The sequence below is a fragment of the Actinoplanes sp. NPDC048791 genome (genome assembly GCF_040650095.1).
Classification (GTDB): Bacteria; Actinomycetota; Actinomycetes; order Mycobacteriales; family Micromonosporaceae; genus Actinoplanes.
On record NZ_JBEZGQ010000906.1, the window covers coordinates 1 to 3,389 of the forward strand.

Below are 3,389 nucleotides of genomic sequence, written 5' to 3' on the forward strand. Positions count from 1 at the left end.
ACGGGTCCACCCAGTGCCACGACGTCGCGGCCACGATGGCGTCGAAGCGCTCACCACGGGCGTCCCACTGCTCGAACGAGGACGTCTGCACCTCGACGTTGCCGAAGGGGGCGAGCCGTTGCCGGGCGATCGCGGCCAGCTCCGCGCCCGGTTCCACGGCGGTCACCGAGTAGCCGAGCGCGGCCAGCGAGCGGGTCGCCTGCCCGGTGCCGCAGCCGACCTCGAGCACCGGGGACCCGTCGTGGATGCCGGTGAGGGCGGCCAGGTCCGCGAACAGCTCGTCGGGATACCCCGGCCGCACCCGGTCGTAGAGGTCGGCCACGTCGTTGAACACCCGGCCGAGCTGCCGGCGATCCGCGTCAGTCATCCCACCATCCTGACGCCCCGCGACGAGCGCCGGAGGTCAGCCGCCCTCGTACTTCTTGATGTCCTGGCGGAACGCGGTGCGCTGGCACTCCTGCTCGTCGTCGTAGGCCTTGTTGGCGCTGGTGTTGTCGCCGTACATCAGGGCCACCGGATCACCGCCGACGGTGACCTCGTGCCCCTTCTTCTTCAGGCACTTCGCCGTGTCGCGCAGCCGGTCGGTGTACTCCGGGTTGGTCCGCGCCTCCCGTTCCATCCAGTTCTCCGGGTACAGGTGCTCACACTCGGCGGTCGCCGCCTCGTGCTCGGCGATCGCCGGCTTGCCGCCCTTCGGCACGCGGGGGACGCCGTGGCTGAAGAGGCACTCCTGCCAGACCGCCACGTACCGCTCGAACTCCTCCTTGCCCTCGTCGGGGCGGACCACCGGCCGCTCCCGGACGGCCGTCGACGGGGGAGCGGCCGACGCGGGATCGGCGGTCCGCAGCGTGGCGATGTCGGGGCGTTTCTCGTCGGTCGCGGGCCCGCTGCAGCCGGCCAGCGCGGCCACCGTCAGCACGGACCCGGCAACAGCGTGGAAGATCGTTGTACGCATGCGCCGACTCTCGACCACAACTGTGTGGATCCTGTCAGGTGGCGGCGAGCCGGACGGTGTCGTGGATACCGGCCGCGTACCGGTCCGGGTGCTCCCAGGCGGCGAAGTGACCGCCGTGGGCCTCCTCGCGCCACCCGCGTACGTCGAAGAACCGCTCGGCGAACTCACGGGGCGCGTTGACCAGATCACGCGGGAAGACGGTGAACACCGCCGGCGGCGTGATGCGGGCCGGCTTGGGCCCGGCCGCCACGTACGGCGTGAAGGACGTCCCGATGGCCCCGCTCACCCAGTACGCCGTGACCCAGGTCAGCAACTCGTCACGGGTGAAGACGGACTCCACGTCGCCGTCGCAGTCGGTCCACGTGCGCAGCTTCTCCACCAGCCACGCCGCCAGCCCCGCCGGGGAGTCGCCCAGCGCAACGGCCAGCGTGTGCGGCTTGGTGGACTGCTCGTGCATGTAGCCACCCTCGCGGGCCTGCCAATCCCGGCCGCGCTCGACGTAGTCCCGCTCGTTCTTCGACAGGTCGGTGGGCAGATCGGCCAGGAAGTGGTGCTGGGAGACGTCGGTGAGGTGCAGCGCCGCGACCCGCTCGGGAAAACGGGCGGCCAGCGCCTCGGCGACATCGCAGCCGACGTCACCGGCCGAGACCACGTACCGGTCGTAACCGAGCGCGGCCATCGTCTCGGCGACCGGGCCGGCCATGTCGTCGGCCGACATGCCGTGCCCGGGGACCGGAGTCGCGAACGGGTAGCCGGGCAGGGCGGGCGTGACCACGTGGTAGTCGGTGAGCAGGGGCAGGACGCGCTCGAAGCGCAGGACCGAGTCGGGCCAGCCGTGCAGCAGGAGCACCGCGGCGGCGTCGGCGCGCCCGGAGCGCTGGTGGATCGCCCGGGTGGCGGGCGTCAGTGCCCAGGGCAGCTGCCGGATCCGGTCCTCGTGGAGGCGCCAGTCGTACGCGTGCGCCCAATAGTCCACGAGGTCGGCCAGGTAATCCGGGTCGGCACCGCGCTGCCATCCCCAGCCCCCGGGCAGCGGTACCCGCCGGTACGCCCGCAGCCGGGCCTTGAGGTCGTCGATGACGTCCTGGCCGGTGGTCTCGGGTGCGGAGTTCATCGTGTCCCTCCGGTGAGCGGGCGGAAGAAGGCGGTCAGGTCGTCAGCCAGCAGCTCGGGCTCCTCGTGCGGCGCGAAGTGGCCGCCGCGCGGCATGACCGTGTACCGGGTGAGGTGGTAGGCGCGCTCGACCCAGCTGCGGGGTGGCCGGGCACCGATCTCGGCGGGGAACAAGGCCACCGCGGTCGGGACCTCGACGCGGCCGCGGTCCGGCAGCAGTCCGCGGTCGCCGGCGTAGTACGGGCGGAACGAGGTGGAGATCGAGTTGGTGAACCAGTACAGCGAGGCCTGGGTGAGCAGGAAGTCGTCGCTGAACCGGCGGGACACGTCGCCGTCGCAGTCGCTCCACGCCCGGTACTTCTCCAGGATCCACGCGAGCAGGCCCGACGGTGAGTCGGACAGGCCCTGGGCGAGGGTCAGCGGGCGGGTGCGCTGCTGGTGGGAGTATCCGCCCTCGGTGACGTGCCAGGCCGCCTTCGCGTCCAGGTAGGCACGTTCCTCGTCGGTCAGGCCAGCCGGGTCGTAGGTGGGCGGGTCTCCGATGGTCAGCACGTGGATGCCGGCCACCGCTTCGGGATGGGTCTGCCCGAGCCGGACGGTGATGCCCGCGCCGAGATCCTCACCGTGGGCGCCGTACCGGTCGAAGCCCAGCTCGTCGTGCATCAGCCGGTGCCAGATCTCGTGGGTCGGCAGAACGTCGTCGGGGAAGGTGGGGCGCTGCGGTGACAACCCGAAGCCGGGCAGGGACGGGACGATGACGGTGAACGCGTCGTCGGGGCTGCCGCCGTACCGGGAGGGGGTGGACAGCCGCTCGGCCAGGCCGGTCAGTTCCAGGAAGGAGCTGGGCCAGCCGTTGGTCAGGACCAGCGGCAGCGCCCCTTCGCGCTCGGCGTCGTAGCGCAGGTAGTGGACCGGGGTGCCGTCGATGTCGGCGTACCGGGACGGCAGTGCGTTGATGGCGGCCTCGTGCTTGCGCCAGTCGTAGCCCGAGGCCCAGTAGCCGACCAGCCGGCGCAGCTCCTCGCCGTCGGTGCCGGCCTCCCAGCCGCCGGCCGGCCAGGGGGTGGCCCACCGGGTCCGGCGCAGCCGGTCGCGCAGGTCTTCGAGTTCGGCGTCGGGAACGTTCATGGTCTCCTCCTCGCATCTCTCGACACCATCGAACGCTAATACCGGTGTCGCGGCTCCGTCAACACCAGTAATCAGATATAGTGGTGTCGTGGCCACGTTGCATAGCGGATGGGGTGGCAGTTCCCGTGGTACTCGTCGTACGGCACCAGTTTCAACTTCGACTTCCACGCCACCCTGGACGACCGGGTCGCGC

Annotated in this window: 5 protein-coding genes; 1 reads left to right on the plus strand and 4 read right to left on the minus strand. The window is 71.3% G+C overall.

Annotated elements, in window-relative coordinates:
- From AB0C29_RS39480 to AB0C29_RS39495, 4 genes are all read right to left on the minus strand, one after another.
- The coding region (locus AB0C29_RS39480; protein WP_360831809.1) for a methyltransferase domain-containing protein at nucleotides 1-367 on the minus strand (367 nt) is incomplete at its 3' end.
- A 36-nt stretch (nucleotides 368-403) separates the two neighbouring features.
- The gene (locus tag AB0C29_RS39485) at nucleotides 404-955 is read right to left on the minus strand and encodes a hypothetical protein (RefSeq protein WP_360831812.1); all 552 of its coding nucleotides are present in this window, start codon (nucleotides 953-955) and stop codon (nucleotides 404-406) included.
- 34 nt (nucleotides 956-989) lie between these two features.
- The gene (locus tag AB0C29_RS39490) at nucleotides 990-2,069 is read right to left on the minus strand and encodes an epoxide hydrolase family protein (protein WP_360831815.1); all 1,080 of its coding nucleotides are present in this window, start codon (nucleotides 2,067-2,069) and stop codon (nucleotides 990-992) included.
- On the minus strand, nucleotides 2,066-3,196 hold the full coding sequence (locus AB0C29_RS39495; protein ID WP_360831818.1) for an epoxide hydrolase family protein: 1,131 nt from the start codon (nucleotides 3,194-3,196) through the stop codon (nucleotides 2,066-2,068). Before AB0C29_RS39495 ends, AB0C29_RS39490 begins: the two co-directional genes overlap by 4 nt.
- A 108-nt stretch (nucleotides 3,197-3,304) precedes the next feature.
- On the opposite strand from AB0C29_RS39495, the gene AB0C29_RS39500 reads away from it, so the two are divergent.
- Nucleotides 3,305-3,389 (plus strand): DUF899 family protein (locus tag AB0C29_RS39500; RefSeq protein ID WP_360831822.1); only part of this gene is annotated, 85 nt, incomplete at its 3' end.

What these genes read in the sequence shown, in the direction of transcription:
- AB0C29_RS39485 (WP_360831812.1), bottom strand. Translation starts at nt 955, where the DNA reads ATGCGTACAACGATCTTCCACGCTGTTGCCGGGTCCGTGCTGACGGTG.
- AB0C29_RS39490 (WP_360831815.1), bottom strand. Translation starts at nt 2,069, where the DNA reads ATGAACTCCGCACCCGAGACCACCGGCCAGGACGTCATCGACGACCTC.
- AB0C29_RS39495 (WP_360831818.1), bottom strand. Translation starts at nt 3,196, where the DNA reads ATGAACGTTCCCGACGCCGAACTCGAAGACCTGCGCGACCGGCTGCGC.